This is a genomic window from Clostridium sp., from assembly GCF_040797585.1.
Taxonomy (GTDB): domain Bacteria; phylum Bacillota; class Clostridia; order Clostridiales; family Clostridiaceae; genus Clostridium_Z.
This window is the reverse complement of the sequence record NZ_JBFNEO010000011.1, coordinates 1-20,926: the sequence shown is the minus strand read 5'-3', so window position 1 is coordinate 20,926 and position 20,926 is coordinate 1. Positions and strand designations below refer to the sequence as shown.

Below are 20,926 nucleotides of genomic sequence, written 5' to 3'. Positions count from 1 at the left end.
CTATTCTCAGTTATTAAAATTTTAATATTTTATGAATAATTATTTTATACTATCATCCCAGTAAAGAATAGAAGGTACATCTAATGACCTATAGGAATCATAGCTTACAGGCGGGAAAAATCTTCTCTCCATACGATTTATATCCCCTAAAGATCTAAGTTCAGCTATCTCTGTAACTCCTACATATATAGCTGATATTTTATACCATGTAGCATAATCTGTATTACCTGTAGCTGGAAGTGTGAAAATCTCTTGGAATGTCCTAACTGCTTCTTTAGTTTTAGGACCATATACTCCATCAACTGCAGTCTTAGGTATAGCTGGATAGTTCTGAGATATTCTATTTAAATATTCTTGTATTGTTCTAACAGGCTCCCCTCTACTTCCTAACACTAATGTATATCCAGGCCATGATCTTGGTATTCCCTCTACCTTTTCAGCTACTTCTAAGGTAAGATCAGTTCCATAAAAAGAAGTTAAGATATCAAAAGGTCCTACTCCTTGATCCCCTAAATATTTACTTCCCCATTGAGTAAGCCATCCTGGACATTGAACCTTTACTCCATCACAGTACTGAGCAAGAAGAGGTTGCTTCCTTCCAGGTCTTTTCATGTAACTAGAGAATATTTCATCCACTATTCTACTTATATTATCATATATATTTCTTCCATAATTAAATGCATGGTCATAAGCTGTGGAACTTGTTATATCAAAATTTTTACCCTTAGAAGGATACCATTCTGTATAGATTCTATTTAATGTAAAAGATATTATACAGTATATATTAGCCCTAATAGTACTCTCCGGCCATGTTGCAAATATCTCACAGCAGGCAACATTTTTTATATAGTCTCTAAAAGGAACTGTGTAGTTAGGAGCTGATGGATCATCAGGTACTCCTTGATGTACTATAACAAACTCTGGTACAACAGGCTGTGGAAGTACCACCCCTCCTGTTGGCTTTGGAAGAGGTTTATTGGGATCCTCATATATCTTTGGTGGAAAATTTCCTACAAGAGTATTTTGTTCTACTAATATAATTTGATCATCTACCCTAGTAAGTCCAGTATCTGGTTGTAAATTAAATTGTTGAAGAGCCGTTACATTTGGATATATTTGGGCCCCCTTTATAAGTGCCGAATTAAACCCTCGTGCTTCAATTCTTAAATCTACAAAACTGTATGGTATTTGTCCTGTAGGATTTTGAGAATTTTCAAATGGAGGCGCTTCTATTGGTATAGCTTGAGAAAGTCCTGATGAATCCGTTACTAAGTCAATTTCAGTCTGTCTTGTAGCAGTCTCCCCTGTAGGTGTGACTATTATTTTAGCATTTTCTACTGGCTTGGCAGTACTGCCTTGAAATAATTGAACTCTTAAAAGACCTTGTGGCATAATTCTTCCCCTATTTATTACTAATTCCCTATATAATATGAAAACTTACACTTCTTGGTTACGCCCTAATACAATATCCTTTATATCATCAACATTTTTAGGTAAAAACATCAGTTGCTCCTTACAATTTCCACAATTAAATGCGCTTCTCACACTCTCAAAAACCCCTTCTAAATTAAGCATTCCATATCCCCACTCAGCATTAGGATATACATCTCCTGGTCTTTTAGAAGTTCCTCTTATTAAATAAGCTGTAAGTTTTGGTGCATATAAGGTCAAATCATTACCATCTACTATTCCCCATTGAAGTAATAAGGCACAAGCAGATGCAAGAACGGCCGCTCCTACGCTGGCTCCACTTACTGTTGTTAAACTTCCCCCTGGTAATACAGTCCTAGCTCCGATTCCTCCTGATGTAAGATCAGGCTTTATCCTATCGTCTCTGGTGTATCCTCTTCCTGCTGTGGGAAGTATAGAGTTGTTATTTTGATCATAATAAGAAGTAGAGATTATATATCTACCTGTAGATGGTATTGTTAAAGTTCCATAAGGAGTAGAATTTAAAATCCTAGTATCCCCTAGTAATAGGCTCCTTTGCCATATATAAGCATCATACCTTCCTGTAACTATTGAATCTCCTATAAGCTTAAATTGCCATATTCCTTCTTTTAAATCGTCCATTTTTATCCATATAAGTTGATCTCCTGTGAGCTCTTCTGGAAGATAATATTCTACCAGTACCCTTGTACCCTCATATACAAATTTTATTTCCTCTATCTCTTGTAACTTAGCTGGTATCTTCTCTATAACCTCCCCTGAAGGAGATATTATTCCTATAGAAACCTTATCCGGTTTTTTAACCCAGACTTCTAACACTAACTCCTTTTGTTCACTAGAAACTTTAAGTTCTAATATTTGAAAGTCTCCTGTACTTCCTATAGTTCCTGAAGCATGATTTGATGAGTCTCCTTCATTACCAGTAGATGTTACTGCTACTAATCCCCTTGCTCTTGATACATCATCAATATATCTTTCAATTATACTATTTCCATCATGAGATCCTAAGTTACTACCCAAGGGAACATATATTACCATAGGTCTATTTAGCCTTCTTGCTACAGTAGCTAAATACTTAATACCTACCACAATATCAGTTTCTTCATATACAGGAACTGGCGCAGTTGGCATTTTATTTGTAGTTTTTAGCTTTACAGCTACTATTTCTGCCTCTGGAGCTCCACCCTTTACCTCCGGATTTCTTCCCTTCCCAGCTATAATGCATGTCATACTTGTACCATGGCCTATGTTATCTTGAGAAGGAACTATTGAATAGGGATCTCCTCCTGACCTCTTAGCCTGTATTGCTCTGTCTATCTCTTCTCTTGTATACTCAGTACCGAAAATTATTTCATCTGGAGGTGTTCCCACATTTATAGTTTGGTCCCATATGGATATTATTTTTGTGGTATCATCCTCATACATAAACTCCTCATTTAAGTAATCTATTCCTGTATCCAAAACTCCAATTATTACCCCTCTTCCTGTTAAGTTGAGATATGGATTGGTATTAAATTTGCTTATATTAGCCGCATCTAGAGGAGATATACTCAATGTAAATGGGGTCTTTGGCTGAAAATAAACTATCTCTTTAACCGTATTTGCAAGGGTCTTCTCCTTACCTCTCTCAACTGTAACCACAGCATAGTTTTCATCTAATATAAAACCACAGGCATAATCTATGGTCTCAAGAGCTCCTACTATATCCCCATCATACTCCACTATATAATTTTCATAATTAGGATCTAGATATAAGTCTTTACAGGATTGTCTCATTTCATTTAAACTCCTACTATTATTTCTTATAGCCTTTTCACTTAATAGAACTTGGAGAGAGGATTGAGCACATAAAGTTCCATATCCCCATGTGAAATTGGGATATACCATAAGTGGTCTATTACGTCTTGCCCCTTTTATTAAGAAATACTTTAATCTTTGACCATATAAAAACGGATCGTTATTTTTAACTATTCCCCATTCCATAAAGAGAGCACATGTCCCAGCCACCTGAGGTGCTGCCATAGATGTCCCTGTCTTTGTATCAAACCTTCCTCCTGGTGTAGCTCCTGATATATTTTCACCTGGAGCTACTAAATCAGGTTTTAATATTCTATTACTCTCTCCCCCTCTTCCAGAGAAAGTTGATATATTTCCGGTTATATAATTATAACTACCTACTGATATAACTTCTTTAGCCGTAGCTGGTATCCCTAAAGTATTAAATACATTAGGCTTTAAAAACTTAGTGTCTACACTTAATCCCTCTGCTATAGGCAGCCACATATCATACCTACTAATATCTTCATTCTCTAAGTATATGGTTATTGTCCATGTACCAGGTAATAAAAAGTCTTTCTCTCCAGCTAATAGTGCTATGGAGGTTCCTCCTTCTAAGTCAAAAGGCTGAGGTCCACTATAGTATATTAAAACTCTATCTCTTCCCGCTCTATTTTCTTTAAACCCTTCATACACCCTGACCCTTCCTGTGCTTTCTCCAGATGGATTTTTAACTTCTATACTTATATTACTAAGAACACCCTTATAAAGCTGGAGTATTATTCCTGGTTCATCAGGAGAAATAGCTAATGATATACTTTGTTCAGGTCTTAAATTTCCACCTACATGATGAGATCTATCCCCTTCATTTCCAGCAGCTACTACAAAAGTTATATTCTCCACGCTACAAACTGTATCTATATATTGCTCAAGCAATGTACTCCCATTATGGGCCCCATTATTCGTACTAAAACTAAGATTTACAACTAAGGGTATATTCAATTCATTACTTTTATCTACAAGAAACTTTACTCCCCTCATGATTAATGTACTTGAGGTAAAATTAGCTTGCCCTTCTGGAGTTAATTTAACCATCGCTATACTGCTTTCATATGCAGGCCCATAAAGATTCCTATTTATATTTCCACCAGCACAAGCAATACTTGTTACATGTGTTCCATGTCCATTTGTATCTGTTGAGTCTACTATAGATAATGGATTTTCAGATGCTATTGCATCATTTATCTGTTGTTTTGTATAAACTACTCCGCCCTTGGATAGATCATATATATACTCTATTCTTGTTTTTCCCTCCATGTCTCTAAATGCAGGATGAAGATAATCTATACCTGAATCTATAACTCCCACTAAAACCCCTTTTCCGGTAAGACCATATAAATCCCAAAGTGGATCTATACATGAAGCCTTAATACTTGAAAGATCTGTAGTAAATAATACTTGAGGAAGTTGTATATAGCTAACGCCTTGGACCTTTGTTATATTATCTAAGTCTTCCACAGGAAACGTAATTATCCCAAATCCAAAACCTAGATTCTCAAAGGTTCCCCCTAAGTTTTCCACAGACTTTTCCACAACATCCACATTATCCCCAATTAAAGCAACAAGCTCCACTTTTCCTGTTAAAAACTTTTCACCTTGAACTATGGATATTAACTTTGCCCTCAATGAAAGGGGTAAATTTAAAAGTAAATTTAAAAAAGGATCTCCGTTTATAATAATCATCCCCAAAAATTGTTATCATTATATAATTATGTATAAAATAAAAAACCGCCACCTTATGTTATTAATATTTTTCAGAATTAAAAATATTAACATAAGATGACGATTTTGTTATAACTTTATCTCTAATTTCAACAATCTTCCAATAGGTTTTATTTCCTTTATATAAGCTGTTTCAGTTCTTATGTCCCCTCTATTACTAAACAGTAAAACTTTAGTGTTATCAAGTTTCTTTATATATCTCACCACTGCCTTACCATTATACTCTATAAGACATATAGAATTATTCTCTAATTCCTTTATAGAAGTACAAAAAGCTATATCGCCCTTTTTCATTCTATATCCTAGCATATCATCCTCTTGAATCTCAAGAAAGAATACTTTATCTGTTGAAAACCCTTCTATTTTATTTGAATGTACTGGAAGTTCTCGGGTACCCTTTACCTTACTTAAAGCGTAATCGTATATAGGTACACTCTTAAGTACATCTCCAAAGGCATGATTCCATACTTCCTTAGCTTCTGCTTCCTTCTTCTTATCTATAGCAGTTTTCACACTACTCTTAGGAATATCAACGTGTACTTCTTCTTCAAAAGACATGCTGATATCATTCATCTCTTTTCCTAGAACCTTAGATACCTTTTGAATAAATTGCTCATTTGCAATTTTTCTACCAAGCTCTACATCATTTATAAAGCTCTCAGAAACTCCAAGCTTCTTAGCAAGTTGCTTTTGAGACATGTTGCCCTTTTCTCTAGCAGTCTTTATCTTCTCCCCAATCCTACTCAACCTTGCTCTCCCCTTCTACTTCTTATTTTTCTTATACCAATCTCTCTCTTTTATTAGATGCTCAAGTGCAAGATAATCAAAACTCCATCCATTAGAGTTCTCAGTTACCACGGCTACTATAACATTCTTACCCATGGCACCTCTAACAATTTTAAATAGGGCATCCACTTCTCTGTCATTATAACCATTCACTAGTATAATCTTTTCTCTTGGAATTTTATTCTCACTTGATTTAAAGTTTTCTCCCTTTATTAGGTCCTCTACTTTAGTTCCTATGATGTCTTCGCTTACAACTCTATATGCCTTATTAAAGGTTTTTAGTACGTTTATGTCCTTATTAGCAAGGCCATAAACTAATAACATTTTCTCGTTTACCATAGTCTACTCTCCTATAATTTTTGTGGCTCCTCATACTCTACTCCGAAAGTATCTACTACCACTTCCTCCATAACTTGATCTTCTAATGGTCTATCTCTAAAGTCTCTTTCTGTATTAACTATGCTATCAGCATGCTCTATTCCTTCTATAACCTTTCCGAAAGCTGCATATTGACCATCTAAGTGAGGTGCATCTGCAACCATCATGAAGAATTGGCTACCTGCTGAATCCTTATGCATAGCTCTTGCCATAGAAAGGACTCCCTTTGTGTGTTTTAAATCATTCTTAAAACCATTTGCTGAAAACTCACCCTTTATACCATATCCTGGGCCACCCATTCCAGTTCCTTCTGGGCATCCCCCTTGAATCATAAAACCAGGTATGACTCTATGAAATATTTTTCCGTTATAAAATCCTTTATTTATAAGACTTATAAAGTTTTTTACTGTATTTGGAGCTATTTCTGGATATAGCTCTGCCTTTATAACCCCATTATTTCTTAGTTTTATTGTAACTATTGGATTCATATATGTATCTCCTTTCAAACACTGATACTTTCATAATACTTTTATAATAATTATACAGTTTTCAAAAAATTATTCTAGTATGAAATTACATTTATATTATTACCTTAGAAAATTATTCTATAACTATTAAATATAGGACTATATTATCTATATTCCAAACCCTTCTATCTCATCTTTTGCTTCTTTATTACATATCAAACCTTGAAAACAATGGACCTTCACCTAAAAGCACTAATTTTAATACCGTAGGTTTATCTATACCATACTCCTTAATTGTAAGAGTTTCTGCTAATTCTTCTATACATTGAATTAACTTTTCAAACCTATATTTATCAAAATCCATAAGTTTGTTTGGATTTCCCCAAATAATTGCCGCTTTTTCAGCATCTTGACCCTCAAAACCACCCCACAATGAATCAGTAAGAGCATCAAAATTTACTCTCCCTGATAAGGGAGGATCTTGAGGAAACTCCTCCTTTATTAAAACAAATAAATCTTCCATAGTAGTTATGATATTTCCATCGATATTATAAATTTTATAATTCATATCTTGAATATTCTTAATTACTGAATCAGTATAACTTATATCAAAATAGGATATTGTATTCAACTCTTTCAACTTTTACCACCTTAATCTATTCTAATTGTATTACTCTTATATATCCAAATTATTTAATGATTATACTTTTAATTATCACATTGGCTATATTCCCCCTTACATTATTTAAAATAATTCACATAATATCACACTCATTACCAACATATAACCTTGCCTATATTCCATTTATAGTTGACTTATTCATTCTTAGTACTGAATTCATTCTTATACTATCTAAAGCACTACCATAGATATCCTAAACCTTCTATCTCGGTTTCATTGTAAGAGGTTCCTTTTCCCTCTAAAAATGTGCTTAAATCTTTAAAAGTTGATAATTCAATATTCAAGCCTTCCTTCCAACATGCCTCACATTCATCGCAGATATATAGGATCATACTAATGTCCTTAACTTTAGCCTTATAAATGTTTCCTTGACCATCACATCTTGGACAAATCATCTTAATCCTCCTCAGAGTATTTTAAACCTATTTTTTAGTTTATCAACTGAAAATCACTTTTTATTCTTATATACCGCTCTATCTTCTTTACCTCTATTAACTGTATTATAATACTTAATATAACAGTGATTTATTTATGATTATCCACACTTGTATTAATGCTAATAATTCATCGGTCTCTATTTTACATTCATGAGACATTCCATCTAATATAAATTCAGAAAAGACAATTGTAAAATCCCTACTTATTTCGAGACTACACATATTACCTCCTGTATTCTCATTATCACTAACTCCATTAACTACTCTTTCAATAGTTTCTTGGAAAACTGGTCTTGCAAAACATTCCATATCCATAAAAACATATTCTACCAATTTAAGTTCTTGTGGAAGAATAATCCTATTATATCCTGAATCACCTTTTTCAATTGAAAACATATATTTCATATCTTTTCCTCATCCTTCTTATTTATTTTGGATAAACCTTTTTCAAATTAAATATCTTTAAACTTTAAAATATTAATCAATTTATTATACATAATTTACCTTCCTTGTTCTATTCTTATAATAGAAAAATAAAAATACAAGTTTCTAAACTCCAGAAACTTGTATTTTTCATCTATAATCTTTATTTAAATTTATATATTACTCAAACAAAATAAACTTAATTCTAATTTAAGCACAAAAACTTATAAAAACTTCATAACCTATAATACTCACTAAAATATTAGAGTACTATAGATTATGATAAACATCATGAATAAAAACATTTCAATCTCCTAAAAAGCTGTGCCTAATAGAACCCTTCTATAATCCCTTGAATTTGATAAATTCTTAACATCTAATTTGTCAATTATATAGTCTCTTCCTTTAGTATTTATTAAGTCTGTTAATAAGGAACAGAAAAATGTAGTGGGAACTCTTTCTATATCACTAAAGTCAAGAATAACCTCACCTCTTGTTTCCTCACTTAATAAGCCCCTTACAAACTCTCTTAATACAATAGCATCATCATTATTAAAATTAATACCTATAATACTTTTAACTAAAACCTCCATAATCTTTTCCCCCACTCCAGAATTATATTCTTAATTTTCTAATAATTCTAACTTTAATTACAATATATCAAACCTCTTATACTTTGTCAACAATTTAACAATTTTATTTTATATTATATTCTCTAATTAATATAACCTAGTCTTAGGATATATCTTCTATCCCTTAAACCTAATTGAATATTATCATGTGATTCTCGTGTTTTAACTCTCACTTTATTTTAAAAGTTTTTCAATGTACTATAATAAAATAATAGGTATATAGACTAAAATGTATTAGTATATATACCTATTATTTATATTTAGACCTTATTGAAAGATTGAACTTAAAGTTCATATATTAAGCCTCAACTTATCATAACACTTTAAGCTATCTATTATCATCTATTAACTCATAACTTAAATCTATTATGTCATCACTCTCTAGTGAATTAAATATTTTAATATATCCCTTATCCTTACTTGAGTTTACTATATTATACTCTTGAAGTTTTCTTTGAAGCTCTTTTGATGTACCTAAACTTCCATCTATTATTTCTACATCTTTACCAACTATCTCTTGAATCCTATCTTTAATGAATGGATAATGAGTACATCCTAACACTATAGTACCTATGTTCTTTAACCCTATTTCTTCAAATCTATCTAACAAAAATTTATGTAATTCTGCTCCACTTAATATACCTTTTTCAATAAACTCCACAAGTCCTGGACATGGAAGCCTTACTATTTCAGTTTCTTTCTCGTATTTTCTAATTAAATCACTAAATTTACCTTCAAATAATGTTATAGGTGTTGCCATTATAACTACCCTGCCACCATTTCTCATTTCTACTGCCGGTTTTAATGCAGGTTCTATTCCGATTATAGGTAACTCTCTATACTTATCTCTTAAATCCCTTATAGCAACGCTTGTGGCTGTATTACACGCCACTACTATAGCCTTAGCCCCTTTATCTAATAAAAAATCTATGGCATTAGAGGTTAATTCTTTAACTTCCTTAACTGGTCTTGATCCATAAGGAGCATTTTTAGAATCTCCAAAATATACATAATTCTCATTAGGCATTAATTTTATAGTTTCTTTCAATACGCTAAGACCACCTACTCCCGTATCAAAAAAACCTATGGGATTATAGCTCTTAAGCTCCATTACTATTCACTCCTCAATATAAGTCTATTTAAATATATCTTAAGTTCTTACTTTATAATACTTCTCAAATCTTTACTTATTAATTCTATCAAAAAACTGTATAGTTGTAAAAATTTATCCTTATACTAATAAAGTGCATGTTATGATATATCAATTATTTGAAACGTTTTCTTTTCTCTATTTCATTTTTATTCTTTAGATTAAGAATTTTCTTATTAAAATTATTGACACAATCTTATGTTTATAATAGAATTTTGCTATATTTTATTATGTTTAAGCGGCATTTAATATATACCAATAATTAAATAAACTACCATATCTATTACTCAAAACATATTTGTACGAAAGGATGTGAAGTATATCTTGCATTTTTTATTGCAAGATTACCATTATGACAAAAGATTTAATTTATTTCATAGCAAAAGAAAATCACTCCAAAGAGTCTTTAATTGAGTTATTAACTAATCACCCAGAAATAAAATTCGTTTCCCTTGTAGGCGTGGACTTATCTGGTAATGATACTGACGAAAAAATTCCTACTAAAATATTCCTAGATGACTTAGGCACTTTTCTATATGGAGCAGCAGTTCAAACTGATGGTTCTTCTGTATCTCTTCCTGGAATCGCAAGTCTAAATAATGCTAAGGTAGATATGATAGCTGACTTAGACTCCACTTGGTTTATAGACTATAACTATGAACATATAGATCCTATTACAAATAAGCCTGTTGGTACATTAAGAATTCCTTGTTTCTTGTATCACGATAATAAACCTGTAGATTCTCGACATTTATTAAAGAGATCTATAGATCATTTTAAATCAACTCTATTAAATCTCTTTAAGAACTACCCTGAAACCCTTTCTCAGTTTGATATAAATATAGATGATATTGCTGATGTTGTAGTAACTTCTGCTACAGAGCTTGAATTTTGGGTTAACACCCCTAATGATAAAGCTGAAATAGAAGAATTATATGCATCTCAGATTTTACATGAACAATATTGGACTAGAACTAAAGGTTCTGTAAGAACTGCTCTTGAACAATCTCTCTTGCTCATGGAAAAATATGGTCTCGAACCTGAAATGGGCCATAAAGAAGTTGGAGGAGTTAAGGCTAAGTTAACTGAGTCTGGTAGCTTAACTCATATAATGGAGCAATTAGAAGTAGACTGGAAATATTCAACTCCTGTACAATGTGGAGATAATGAGCTTCTTGTTAGAACTTTAGTAAAGGAAGTTTTTAGAAGAAACGGTCTTGAAGTTACCTTCTTAGCTAAACCTATAGAAGAGGTTGCAGGTAATGGTAAGCATATACATGTAGGTATTGCCCTAGTTCTTAAAAATGGTAAGAGGATAAACCTATTCTCTGGAAAAGAAAATCATTTCTTAAGCACCATAGGTTATGGAGCTATGATGGGTATTCTTAAAAACTATGAAATAATGAATCCATTTATATCTGCTACTAATGATTCTTTAAAAAGATTACAACCTGGATTTGAAGCTCCAGTATGTATAGTAACATCTTTAGGTAGAAGTGTTGATATTCCTTCTAGAAATAGAACAATTCTTCTAGCTTTAATAAGAGATCTTCAAAACCCTCTAGCTACAAGATTTGAACTTAGAAGTCCAAACCCTTATACTAACACTTATATAGCCATTGCCGTAACTTATATGGCTATGATTAATGGAATTGAGTACGCTTTAGAAAATGAAAAAACACCTGATGAGCTATTAGCTGAGTTATCAAAAAAACCTAATGAAAAAGCTGACTATCTAGAAACAGAAAGAGCATATAGATCTGAAGAAGATGTTTTTGAGTTTTACACTGAAGAAGAAAGAAATTCAATGTTTGGAAAGGCTCCTGCTACAGTATATGAAAACTTAATAGCATTTAAAACTCAAAGCCACAAACTTGAAATCTTAAAAGATAGTAACGTATTTAATGATGCTTTAATAAATAGCTTTGAACTAGCTGCAACAGAAAGATGGGTTACTGAAATAGGAAATAGAATACTAAACACCTATATGAATGAAATACGTTCATTTAAAATGCTTCACTCTAGTGAAAGAGCTTTAGACTTAGATGTTTCTAGTTGGATGGCTATAAATGAACTAAGACATTATATAATGAAAGATAGTTACACAACTGAAAGCCTATTTACTAAAATTATAGCAGCTAAAAAATATGATGAAGTTTCAACCCTTCAATTAGAACTGGATGAAAAAATGTCCATATTAAGAAGATTATATGCTTCATATAGTAAAAATCTATTAGATATTTAAATAATATATGAATAAGGTAAATAAGGATCTAGTATTCTCATTTACCTTATTTTATTGCAATTGTTTAAGTGTTATGTTTATGGTAGTATATAGGATATACATATATTATGAGGTGGTAACTACCATGAGAATAGTGCCTATTGATTGTATTAATCATGACTCTTTTCTAGGTAAAACTATTTTTGATAATGAGGGTCGTGTGTTATTAAAAGAAGGGGTAAAACTTAGCTCTAATGTCTTGAAAAGGATAAAACTATTAGGAATTAATTATTTATATATATTAGATGAATATAGTGACATGGAAATTCAAGATATAATAAAACCTGAATTAAGACAAAAATCAATTAATCTTGTAAAAAGTACATTCAATAACATATGTAGTAATTATGATAGTATATATAACAACATAGACGATATATTGAAATTAGTAGAGGAAATTTTGGATGATATATCATCCAGCTCAAATATCCTAGTAAATCTTGTAGATATAAAAACTATAGATGGATATACCTATGAACATTGTGTAAATGTAGCTGTATTATCCTTAATAATAGGTATAAAATTAGAACTCACTAAAGGTGATTTAAAAGATTTATGTCTTGGAGCTCTTCTCCACGATATAGGTAAGATATTTATACCAAACCATGTTCTTAACAAACCCTCTAGGCTTAATGATAAAGAATTCCAAATAATAAAAGACCATCCCTTAAAAGGGTATCATTATTTAAGACATATTAATAATATACCTACTAATTCTAGGCTTATAGTGCTTCAACATCATGAGAAAGTTGATGGAACTGGTTATCCCTTCGGAAAAGGTCAAGAAGAAATTAGCATATTATCTAAAATTGTTTCTATAGCAGATGTGTATGATGCTCTTACTTCTAATAGACCATATCGTCTACCCTTAAGTCCTAATGAAGCATTAGAGTTTATTCTTGGAAATGCTGGATCCCATTTTGATTTCTTATTAGTTAAGCTGTTTAATGAAACCATAATACCATATCCTAATGGAACTTTAGTACAATTAAACACAGGAGATATAGGCGTTGTTAAGGAAAACTTTAGTGACTTCCCTCTTCGTCCTAATATAAAGATACTAAAAAGTGATAATCTGCAAATAGTGGGATGTGAAATAAACCTTAGAGAAAATCTATCTTTAGTTATAGATAAAACTGTTTTTTCTTTATAAAAAACTTGTAAAAGAAACCTTATGAAAAATATCATAAGGTTTCTTTTACATTAATAAATCTATATTATTTCTGCTTAATATTTCATAACTATAAGTATCCATTTTAGAAAAAGGATTATTATCTATAATATATTTTGCTTCATCAAAGTCCTCTGCTCTAAAAATCATGGTGCCTCCGTTTTTGTTGTAAGTACCTGCACAGTAAAGATATTTAGTGAAGTTCTCAGAATGTTTTTCTCTTACACCCTCCATGGCTCTTTGTTTTCCTAATGAATCCATCTTATAATTTATTTTTACAAATAACCCATCTTTTTTCTTCATTATTATCTCCTCCTGCTTAATTATTAGTACATTACATTATATTAGCCTAATATTGATTTTATGACTAAAGGCATAACTTATCTGCAATTAAAATTATATAGAACACATGTTCGTATGTCAATGATATTTTTATAATTTATATTTGATTTGATTTAATGTATACATATGGATAAATTTTATCTATATAAAAGTAATATTAAAATTACAATATATGTAAGACTTAAATATGAATTCATTAATAAAATATATATTTTTGCGATTCTTTGTTAAACCAAAATCAATATATGCATGATTTTTAATTGACATTAATAATTTTTAATAGTATATTGAAGAAGTATAAATAACTATATTGGAGAGTAGACATGAAAATAACTCAAGAGGTAGATTATGCACTAAGAGTAATCCTTTACCTATCTAAACTAGGTCTTGGAGAGAAAATCGAAGCTAAAGTTATATCTGAAGTTGAAAACGTACCCCACAGATTCTTATTAAAGCTTTTAAGAAAATTAACTAAGTCTGGAATAATTAAATCTTATAGGGGAGTTACTGGCGGATATGCTTTAAATAAAAAACCAGAACATATTTCTTTATATGATGTAGTTGTTGCAATAGATGGTCCTATATATGTAAATAGATGCTTAAGCTCTAAAGATAACTGTAATAAGGATAATACTGCTTATTGTGAAATTCATAAAGCATTAGGATCAGTTCAACAAAGATTAATTAATGATTTAGAATCTATAACCTTTGATGATTTATTAAAAAACAAGTAACCTTTCTTTTATTTATAACTTTAAAATATAGTTTAAATGTAATCTATAAGAGGATATAAAAACTATATTTTATATGATATTACTAAATAAAATTAATAATTTTGAGAACTACCGTCCAGTGAAGTAGCGGTGGTTTTTGAGCATTTAATTATAGAAGGAATCTTCTTTCCGCCACCTTAAGGGTAGATGAGTTAATCTAGGGGCGTAGCAACTGTTATCCCCTACCTTTTAAGAGGATAGAGTATTACAAGTTAGTAGCCATCAGATGAAAAACTTAATTTATGTTATAAAAAGGCCAGCTTAACCTGGTCTTTTAACATTAATAATCGTCTTTATTTTTTAACCATTACTATAAATTCATATAATATAATAACTTTTACACACTAGGAGGTGAATATATGAAACAAATACTGTTGTCATTAACCTTAGCAATATCACTACTTATAGGTTACGTACTTATATCACCAGATATCCCTCCAACATTATCAAAACAGGTATCTGCTGAAGAAAATTTACAAGTTATACTAGATAAAGAATTTAAAGATATAACTTATAAAAATATTAATGGAACTGACATAAAGCTTGACATATATACTCCTATTAAACAAAAATATGATAAAACTCCTGTGGTTTTATTCTTCCATGGAGGGGAATGGAGATATGGAGATAAGGAAATACCTGATATATTTTTACCTATAGTAAATACTCTTCGTAATGAAGGTATTGCTGTAGTTAGTGCTAACTATAGACTGGTGGATGAATCTGTTTCCATTATAGATTCTATAGAAGATTGTAAAGATGCTGCTAGATGGATAACTAAAAATTATAAAGAGTTTGGCTTTGATACTGAAAATATAGGAGCTCTTGGAGTATCCTCTGGAGCACACTTAGCCCTTATGACATCCTATGCTAATGAAAATACTTCCAGTAGCTATAGGGATCTTAAAGATGTGGATTATAAAATCAAATATGTTGTAAGCTATAGTGGGCCTACAGACCTAGCTAACCTTGATAACAAAGAATTTAAATCTGCTTTAAATTCCTTTGCTTCTGACTTAAACTCTAAGGAAACTCTTAATAAGCTAAGTCCTATAACTTATGTATCAGATACTTCTCCTAATACCTTAATAATTCACGGTGAAAAGGATGAAGTAGTTCCCCTATCACAAGGAAGTGATCTTTATAATTCCGGAATCTCAAAAGGTTGTAATTTTCAATTAGAGGTTATTCCTAATGGGAATCACACATTAAGTAATGCTAAAACTATTGATTTATTAAATCTTGCAAATGATACTTTAGATTTTATACTTTACAATATAAGAAACACCTAAAATTTTGGGTGTTTCTTACTTTTTATATATTTAATTTTAGATCTATCTTTATAATATATAAATTATTTTTATTTATATCATGGATATAATCTATACTTAAAGATGGATATCCCCTAAAAATTCGCCATATTTCTTGCTATGTTTCCCACTGTCTCATTATTAAAATTATGAGCTTTAAATATAAGACTCATAGTAAACTCTTCTGGAGTTAGTCTATGACTTGGTAGCTGTTCTTCACCACAACTATTACTTCCTAAACCATTTTGCTTATAATCTAGGTTTAAAGTTATGAAGTCCCTAGGCTTAAGTTCACAGGGATGTTCTGCATTATCAATATCCATTGCAGAATAGTAATGAGTACTAAAGTTGAAGTCTTCTCCTTTTACTATAAACCCTAATCCGCCATCACTATATAGGCTCATCCATTTTACATCCATTCTATTTCCATTCTCTTGAGGATAACTGTAGTTTTCAAACATATCCTCTACCTTTGAAGTATACACTCCCTTAAAATTATTCTCTTTACTATCTGAATAACTCTCCCCTGGACCTCTTCCATGCCAACATACATTATTAAATTCTTTGTTGATTCCCATGGTAATACCTATTCTTGGAATCATTCTCGGTAAATTTCCTTTTGGTCTACCCTTTAAGTTTAAAACTATATGTCCATCTCCATAAATCTTATATTCATAATTAAAGTAGTACCCAAAATCATAAGTAGGAGGTGCCATATAGGTTATTATATTAATTACTATATGATTATCTTCTTTTTTCCAGTAACTTTCTTCTACCTCTTCCCTAAGTAAGTCCATATAAACTTTTTTCCACTCTTTAACTATATTCATATCATTATCTATAGTGGCTCTCCATAGATTAGCTCTTGAACCATTGCTTATTATGCTCTCCCCTTTATAAATCCACTTCTCAAAGGATCCATAACATAAATTAAATTCCATAGAAAAATAACTTGAGCTTATATTTAATACTCCTTCTTTTTCATAAACACTTATCAGTGCATCATCTTTAGGTATAATCCTAACCTTATTATCTACAGGAATTATAAACTGTTCCTTAGCTACTTCATGCCCCTTATTGCCCCATATACAATCTTTCTTTAATATAAAGCTTACATTTAAATAATAAGAGCTGTTACTTAAAAGCATAAATGGCATATTAAAAGGAATACTTATTATGCTATCTTCACAAGGTAAGACTTTAGGTATATCTACTTCCCCATTGTCTACCATATCCTCATCGCAGAATAGAGTAAACTTCATCTCCAAATGACTAAGATCTAAGAAGTCATATAAGTTTTTTATTATAAATTCTTTACTTTCTATATTAACTGCTTTTATATCTACAGGTTGAATAATCTTTTTATATTCTAAAAGTCCTGGTGTTACCTCTCTATTTGCCCTTACTAAGCCATCCATACAGAAATTATAACCATTTGGTATATCCTTAAAGTCTCCCCCATAGGCATAATACTCTATTCCATTGTCATTCCTAACTTTAATACCATGTTCCACCCATTCCCAGACAAAACCTCCTTGAAGTCTTTTATATTTATAAAATAAGTCTTGATATTCTCTAAGTCCTCCAGGCCCATTACCCATGGCATGAGCATATTCACACAATATATGAGGCTTATCCATATTTTTCTTTTCCCCGTGATCTATAAGTTTTTCATACCAAGAATACATAGTACTGACCACGTCTGAAACCTCTGCATCCCTATCCTCCTCATAATGAACAAGCCTTGATGAATCCCTTTTATGACAAAACTCTGCCATAGCCTTAAAATTACATCCAAACCCTGACTCATTACCAAGGGACCACATTATAATACTCGGATGGTTTTTATCTCTCTCAACCATTCTTTCTATTCTATCTAAATATGCACTTTTCCAAGCTTCGTCATCACTTAGGGTACTGATATTCCCTATAATCTCAAACCCATGAGTTTCAAGATCTGTTTCATCCATTACATATAATCCATAAACATCACATAATTCATAAAATTCTGGATTTTTAGGGTAATGAGCCGTTCTAACAGCGTTTATATTATTTCGCTTCATCATAAGTATATCTTTTTTCATGAGACTTAAAGGATATACTCTTCCCAAAGTTTCATGATGATCGTGAAGATTTACCCCTCTAAAAAGTATATCCTTTCCATTTAGAAGCATAAGTCCATTCTTAACCTCAACTCTTCTGAATCCTATCCTTTGAGGAACACTCTCTACTATTCTCCCCTTTTCATCCGTAAGAGTTATTAATAGATTATAAAGATTAGGATCTTCAGCACTCCATTTTAGAGGAGTATCTATCTCAAAAGTCTCCTCTATTATGAAATCTTCCCCTTCTTTAACTTCTATATCATATATAGCCTTGCAAAGCATACACTTATTATTTTTATCTAATAAACATATCTCTAAAGCTCCTCTTCTATCTCTAGAACATAAATTATTTAGTTTTGCTTCAAGTGATAGTATCCCATCATTATATTCCTCATCCAAGGTAGATTTTACGAAAAAGTCTTTTATTTGAAACCTAGGTCTTTTAATTAAAGCTACCTCTCTGAATATTCCACTAAGCCACCACATATCTTGATCTTCTAAATATGTGCCATCACTCCATTTATATACCTTAACTGAAAGTAAATTCTTCCCCTCATTTAAATATTTACTTATGGAAAACTCTGAGGTTAATCTACTTCCTTGACTATATCCAACCTCTTTTCCATTTATCCATATATGAAATGCGCTATCTACTCCTTCGAATCTTAATAAAGTTTCTTCATTAATCCAAGATTCATCCACATAAAAATAAGTTACATAATATCCCGTAGGATTTTTTGTAGGCACCTTAGGCGGATTTATTGGTATTTCATAAGTTAAATCTGTATAATTGGGTCTTCCATAGTCCTGAAGTTGCCAATATCCCGGTACTTTTATATTATTCCAAGAACTATGGTCAAAATTTATATCCTTAAATCCTTCCGGTTCATTAAAATAAGGATCTTCTCTATAATTAAATTTCCATGTTCCAATTAGACTCTCATAACCTAAGGATAAACTCTTATTATATTGTAGTGCCTTAATCTTATTTTTATAGCTCCAAAAATGAACCCTACTTTCTAATCTATTTATGCTTAATATGTTTTGGTTCATCCACGGTACATTTGTAAAATCCATAAAACACCCTCCTTAAGGAAATCTCCTCTTGGTATATTTTACCTTAACTTGGTTAGTTATAGCAATGAATCTATGGTTAATTATGTAAATCAATACCTACCTAATTAGTGTATTTATGATGATTAATTTTATATAACATCCAATGAATTATTACTTATTAATCCGATAAGCTGTAATTAAAATATATCTTTACATATTATTAATAATTTTTATATGTAAATTATCAATAACTAGTATTATAATTTACTTAATAACAATTATTAACTAAAGATTATTTTAATGTGCTTTGCTAGAAAGGAGACTTAACATGTCTAAAGTATTATATATCACTTGTAACCCTAAAAAAGTAGAGGAATCTTTTTCCCTTCAGGTAGGTAAGGAATTCTTAGATGAATATAAGAATTCAAACCCAAATGATGAAATAGTTCATTTAGATCTATTTAAAGAAGAAATACCTTTTATTGACCATGATATACTATCTTCATGGGATAAACTAAGAAGCGGTATTTCATTTGCAGATTTATCAGATAGTGAAAAGTCTAAATTAACTAAGTTTAACTCTTATACAGATCAATTTGTTGATTTTGACAAATATATCTTTGTATCACCATTCTGGAACTTAAGTGTACCACCACTTTTAAAGGCTTATATAGATACTGTGATGGTGGCTGGAAAAACTTTTGCATATACTGCTGAGGGTCCTAAAGGACTTCTTGAAAATAAAAAAGCTGTACATATAGAAGCTAGAGGTGGAATGTATTCAACTCCTCCAATAAGCTCAATTGAAATGGGTAGCTCTTATATTAAGAATATCCTAGGATTCATGGGAGTTTCCTCTATTGAATCAATAATCGTTGAAGGACTTAGCATAGATCCTACAAAGGCTGAAGAAATTAAGGCTGAAGCTATTAATAAAGCTTTAGACCTAGCTAAAAGCTTCTAAATAAGATCAATAAAAAAAATGCTCCTGCTTTAATTATGCAGGAGCATTTTTAGTAAACATTATTTTAACTATAATTATTCTCAAGCAGTATCTTTCAATATTTTTATTATATATATTCCCTGTTATGTTTGTAATTTGACTTAAAAGACCTATTAAATATTATATATTGTGGTAATGTAACTATAATTAAAAAGAATATTCTGCCACCATTATCATAACCATTTTTATAATTTTCATCTATGTATCTATCATCATTAGGTACATCTTTAGATATCTCATCATAGTCCTTTTTTGAAATGGCATTATCAATATAATAAGGAGATATTGGTATCACTGAATTTGCAGATATATGGTTCACCACATCTTTAGACATCAAATCTATTCTCCTTATCTCTCCTATAAATTCAACATCTCTCTCACTATAATTTTTATAAGCTGTATTTAAAGCTACTATAACACCATAATTATTATCACCATCTCCATGTTTTACCTCTGTCAATACATACTGAAGTCCATTATCTCCTAAAAAATATAGCTCATCATTACTACTATCTGAATCTAAATTTATCTTAACTCTGTTAGAATTATTATATGCATCTTCTAAATCCTTACCTTTAGAAATAGTATAGATATTTTTATATCCTAAATATTCTGCATTAGAAGGTGTCATCGTAAGTCCTAAAATTAATATTATGAAAGAAGAGAAAAAGAAAAGTGCCTTAGGGCTTTTAAAATACGTCTTTACAAATGCTATCTTAGAAAAAAGCTGTAACTGTTCACCTAATGCTTTTATATTATTCTTTGTATCTATATCGGATGTCTCTTCCTTAAGCTCTTCTTTACACTGATTTCTAAATCCTCTTATAGTTCTAGCGATTTTTCTTCTAGTATATTTTTTTCTATCATCCTTAAGAAAAATTAACATATGGTATGATTTACGTAAGTCACCTAACTTATAA

18 protein-coding genes are annotated in these 20,926 nt (G+C 30.9%); 5 read left to right on the top strand and 13 right to left on the bottom strand.

All coding sequences use genetic code 11. The features are described 5' to 3' along the window. Positions 1–39: 39 nt before the first annotated feature. From AB2369_RS01530 to murI, 10 genes are all read right to left on the bottom strand, one after another. Positions 40–1,392: a peptidoglycan-binding protein gene (locus tag AB2369_RS01530; RefSeq protein ID WP_367664707.1), complete on the bottom strand. Its 1,353-nt coding sequence runs from the start codon at positions 1,390–1,392 to the stop codon at positions 40–42. A 45-nt stretch (positions 1,393–1,437) separates the two neighbouring features. Then, positions 1,438–4,968, bottom strand: coding sequence for a S8 family serine peptidase (locus AB2369_RS01525; RefSeq protein ID WP_367664706.1), 3,531 nt, complete (start codon positions 4,966–4,968; stop codon positions 1,438–1,440). A gap of 108 nt (positions 4,969–5,076) precedes the next feature. After that, positions 5,077–5,754 carry a helix-turn-helix domain-containing protein gene (locus AB2369_RS01520; protein ID WP_367664705.1) on the bottom strand — a complete coding sequence of 226 codons (678 nt, stop codon included), beginning with the start codon at positions 5,752–5,754 and terminating at the stop codon, positions 5,077–5,079. 15 nt (positions 5,755–5,769) lie between these two features. Next, complete coding sequence (locus tag AB2369_RS01515) at positions 5,770–6,132, bottom strand: DUF3783 domain-containing protein (protein ID WP_367664704.1); 363 nt, start codon at positions 6,130–6,132, stop codon at positions 5,770–5,772. An 11-nt stretch (positions 6,133–6,143) separates the two neighbouring features. Next, positions 6,144–6,659: a peptidylprolyl isomerase gene (locus AB2369_RS01510; protein ID WP_367664703.1), complete on the bottom strand. Its 516-nt coding sequence runs from the start codon at positions 6,657–6,659 to the stop codon at positions 6,144–6,146. Between the two features lie 187 nt (positions 6,660–6,846). Next, positions 6,847–7,278, bottom strand: a complete 432-nt coding sequence (locus AB2369_RS01505; RefSeq protein ID WP_367664702.1) for a barstar family protein — start codon at positions 7,276–7,278, stop codon at positions 6,847–6,849. Positions 7,279–7,499: 221 nt separating this feature from the next. Continuing rightward, positions 7,500–7,715: a hypothetical protein gene (locus tag AB2369_RS01500; protein WP_367664701.1), complete on the bottom strand. Its 216-nt coding sequence runs from the start codon at positions 7,713–7,715 to the stop codon at positions 7,500–7,502. 114 nt (positions 7,716–7,829) lie between these two features. Then, entirely contained in the window at positions 7,830–8,162 is a 333-nt protein-coding gene (locus tag AB2369_RS01495) for a hypothetical protein (protein WP_367664700.1), read from the bottom strand. A 332-nt stretch (positions 8,163–8,494) separates the two neighbouring features. After that, positions 8,495–8,773 carry an STAS-like domain-containing protein gene (locus AB2369_RS01490; protein ID WP_367664699.1) on the bottom strand — a complete coding sequence of 93 codons (279 nt, stop codon included), beginning with the start codon at positions 8,771–8,773 and terminating at the stop codon, positions 8,495–8,497. Positions 8,774–9,140: 367 nt separating this feature from the next. After that, complete coding sequence (gene murI / locus AB2369_RS01485) at positions 9,141–9,923, bottom strand: glutamate racemase (RefSeq protein ID WP_367664698.1); 783 nt, start codon at positions 9,921–9,923, stop codon at positions 9,141–9,143. A gap of 391 nt (positions 9,924–10,314) precedes the next feature. On the opposite strand from murI, the gene AB2369_RS01480 reads away from it, so the two are divergent. Together AB2369_RS01480 and AB2369_RS01475 are read left to right on the top strand one after the other, a co-directional pair. Beyond that, the gene (locus tag AB2369_RS01480) at positions 10,315–12,207 is read left to right on the top strand and encodes a glutamine synthetase (RefSeq protein ID WP_367664697.1); all 1,893 of its coding nucleotides are present in this window, start codon (positions 10,315–10,317) and stop codon (positions 12,205–12,207) included. A gap of 124 nt (positions 12,208–12,331) precedes the next feature. Next, the gene (locus tag AB2369_RS01475) at positions 12,332–13,399 is read left to right on the top strand and encodes an HD domain-containing phosphohydrolase (RefSeq protein ID WP_367664713.1); all 1,068 of its coding nucleotides are present in this window, start codon (positions 12,332–12,334) and stop codon (positions 13,397–13,399) included. Between the two features lie 45 nt (positions 13,400–13,444). Here AB2369_RS01475 and AB2369_RS01470 read toward each other — a convergent pair whose 3' ends face one another. Beyond that, a complete protein-coding gene (locus tag AB2369_RS01470; protein WP_367664696.1) occupies positions 13,445–13,720 on the bottom strand; it encodes a hypothetical protein in 276 nt (91 codons plus the stop codon). A gap of 362 nt (positions 13,721–14,082) precedes the next feature. Between AB2369_RS01470 and AB2369_RS01465 the strand changes: the two genes are divergently transcribed. Both AB2369_RS01465 and AB2369_RS01460 read left to right on the top strand, forming a co-directional pair. Continuing rightward, a complete protein-coding gene (locus AB2369_RS01465; protein ID WP_367664695.1) occupies positions 14,083–14,493 on the top strand; it encodes an Rrf2 family transcriptional regulator in 411 nt (136 codons plus the stop codon). A gap of 398 nt (positions 14,494–14,891) precedes the next feature. Further along, on the top strand, positions 14,892–15,824 hold the full coding sequence (locus AB2369_RS01460; RefSeq protein ID WP_367664694.1) for a prolyl oligopeptidase family serine peptidase: 933 nt from the start codon (positions 14,892–14,894) through the stop codon (positions 15,822–15,824). A gap of 113 nt (positions 15,825–15,937) precedes the next feature. Here the strand turns inward: AB2369_RS01460 and AB2369_RS01455 are convergent, their stop codons facing one another. Then, positions 15,938–19,024, bottom strand: coding sequence for a glycoside hydrolase family 2 TIM barrel-domain containing protein (locus tag AB2369_RS01455; RefSeq protein WP_367664693.1), 3,087 nt, complete (start codon positions 19,022–19,024; stop codon positions 15,938–15,940). Between the two features lie 307 nt (positions 19,025–19,331). Between AB2369_RS01455 and AB2369_RS01450 the strand changes: the two genes are divergently transcribed. Further along, positions 19,332–19,967 carry an FMN-dependent NADH-azoreductase gene (locus AB2369_RS01450; protein ID WP_367664692.1) on the top strand — a complete coding sequence of 212 codons (636 nt, stop codon included), beginning with the start codon at positions 19,332–19,334 and terminating at the stop codon, positions 19,965–19,967. A gap of 106 nt (positions 19,968–20,073) precedes the next feature. Here AB2369_RS01450 and AB2369_RS01445 read toward each other — a convergent pair. Further along, positions 20,074–20,926, bottom strand: an 853-nt coding sequence (locus AB2369_RS01445; RefSeq protein WP_367664691.1) for a hypothetical protein, incomplete at its 5' end; no start/stop codon positions are given.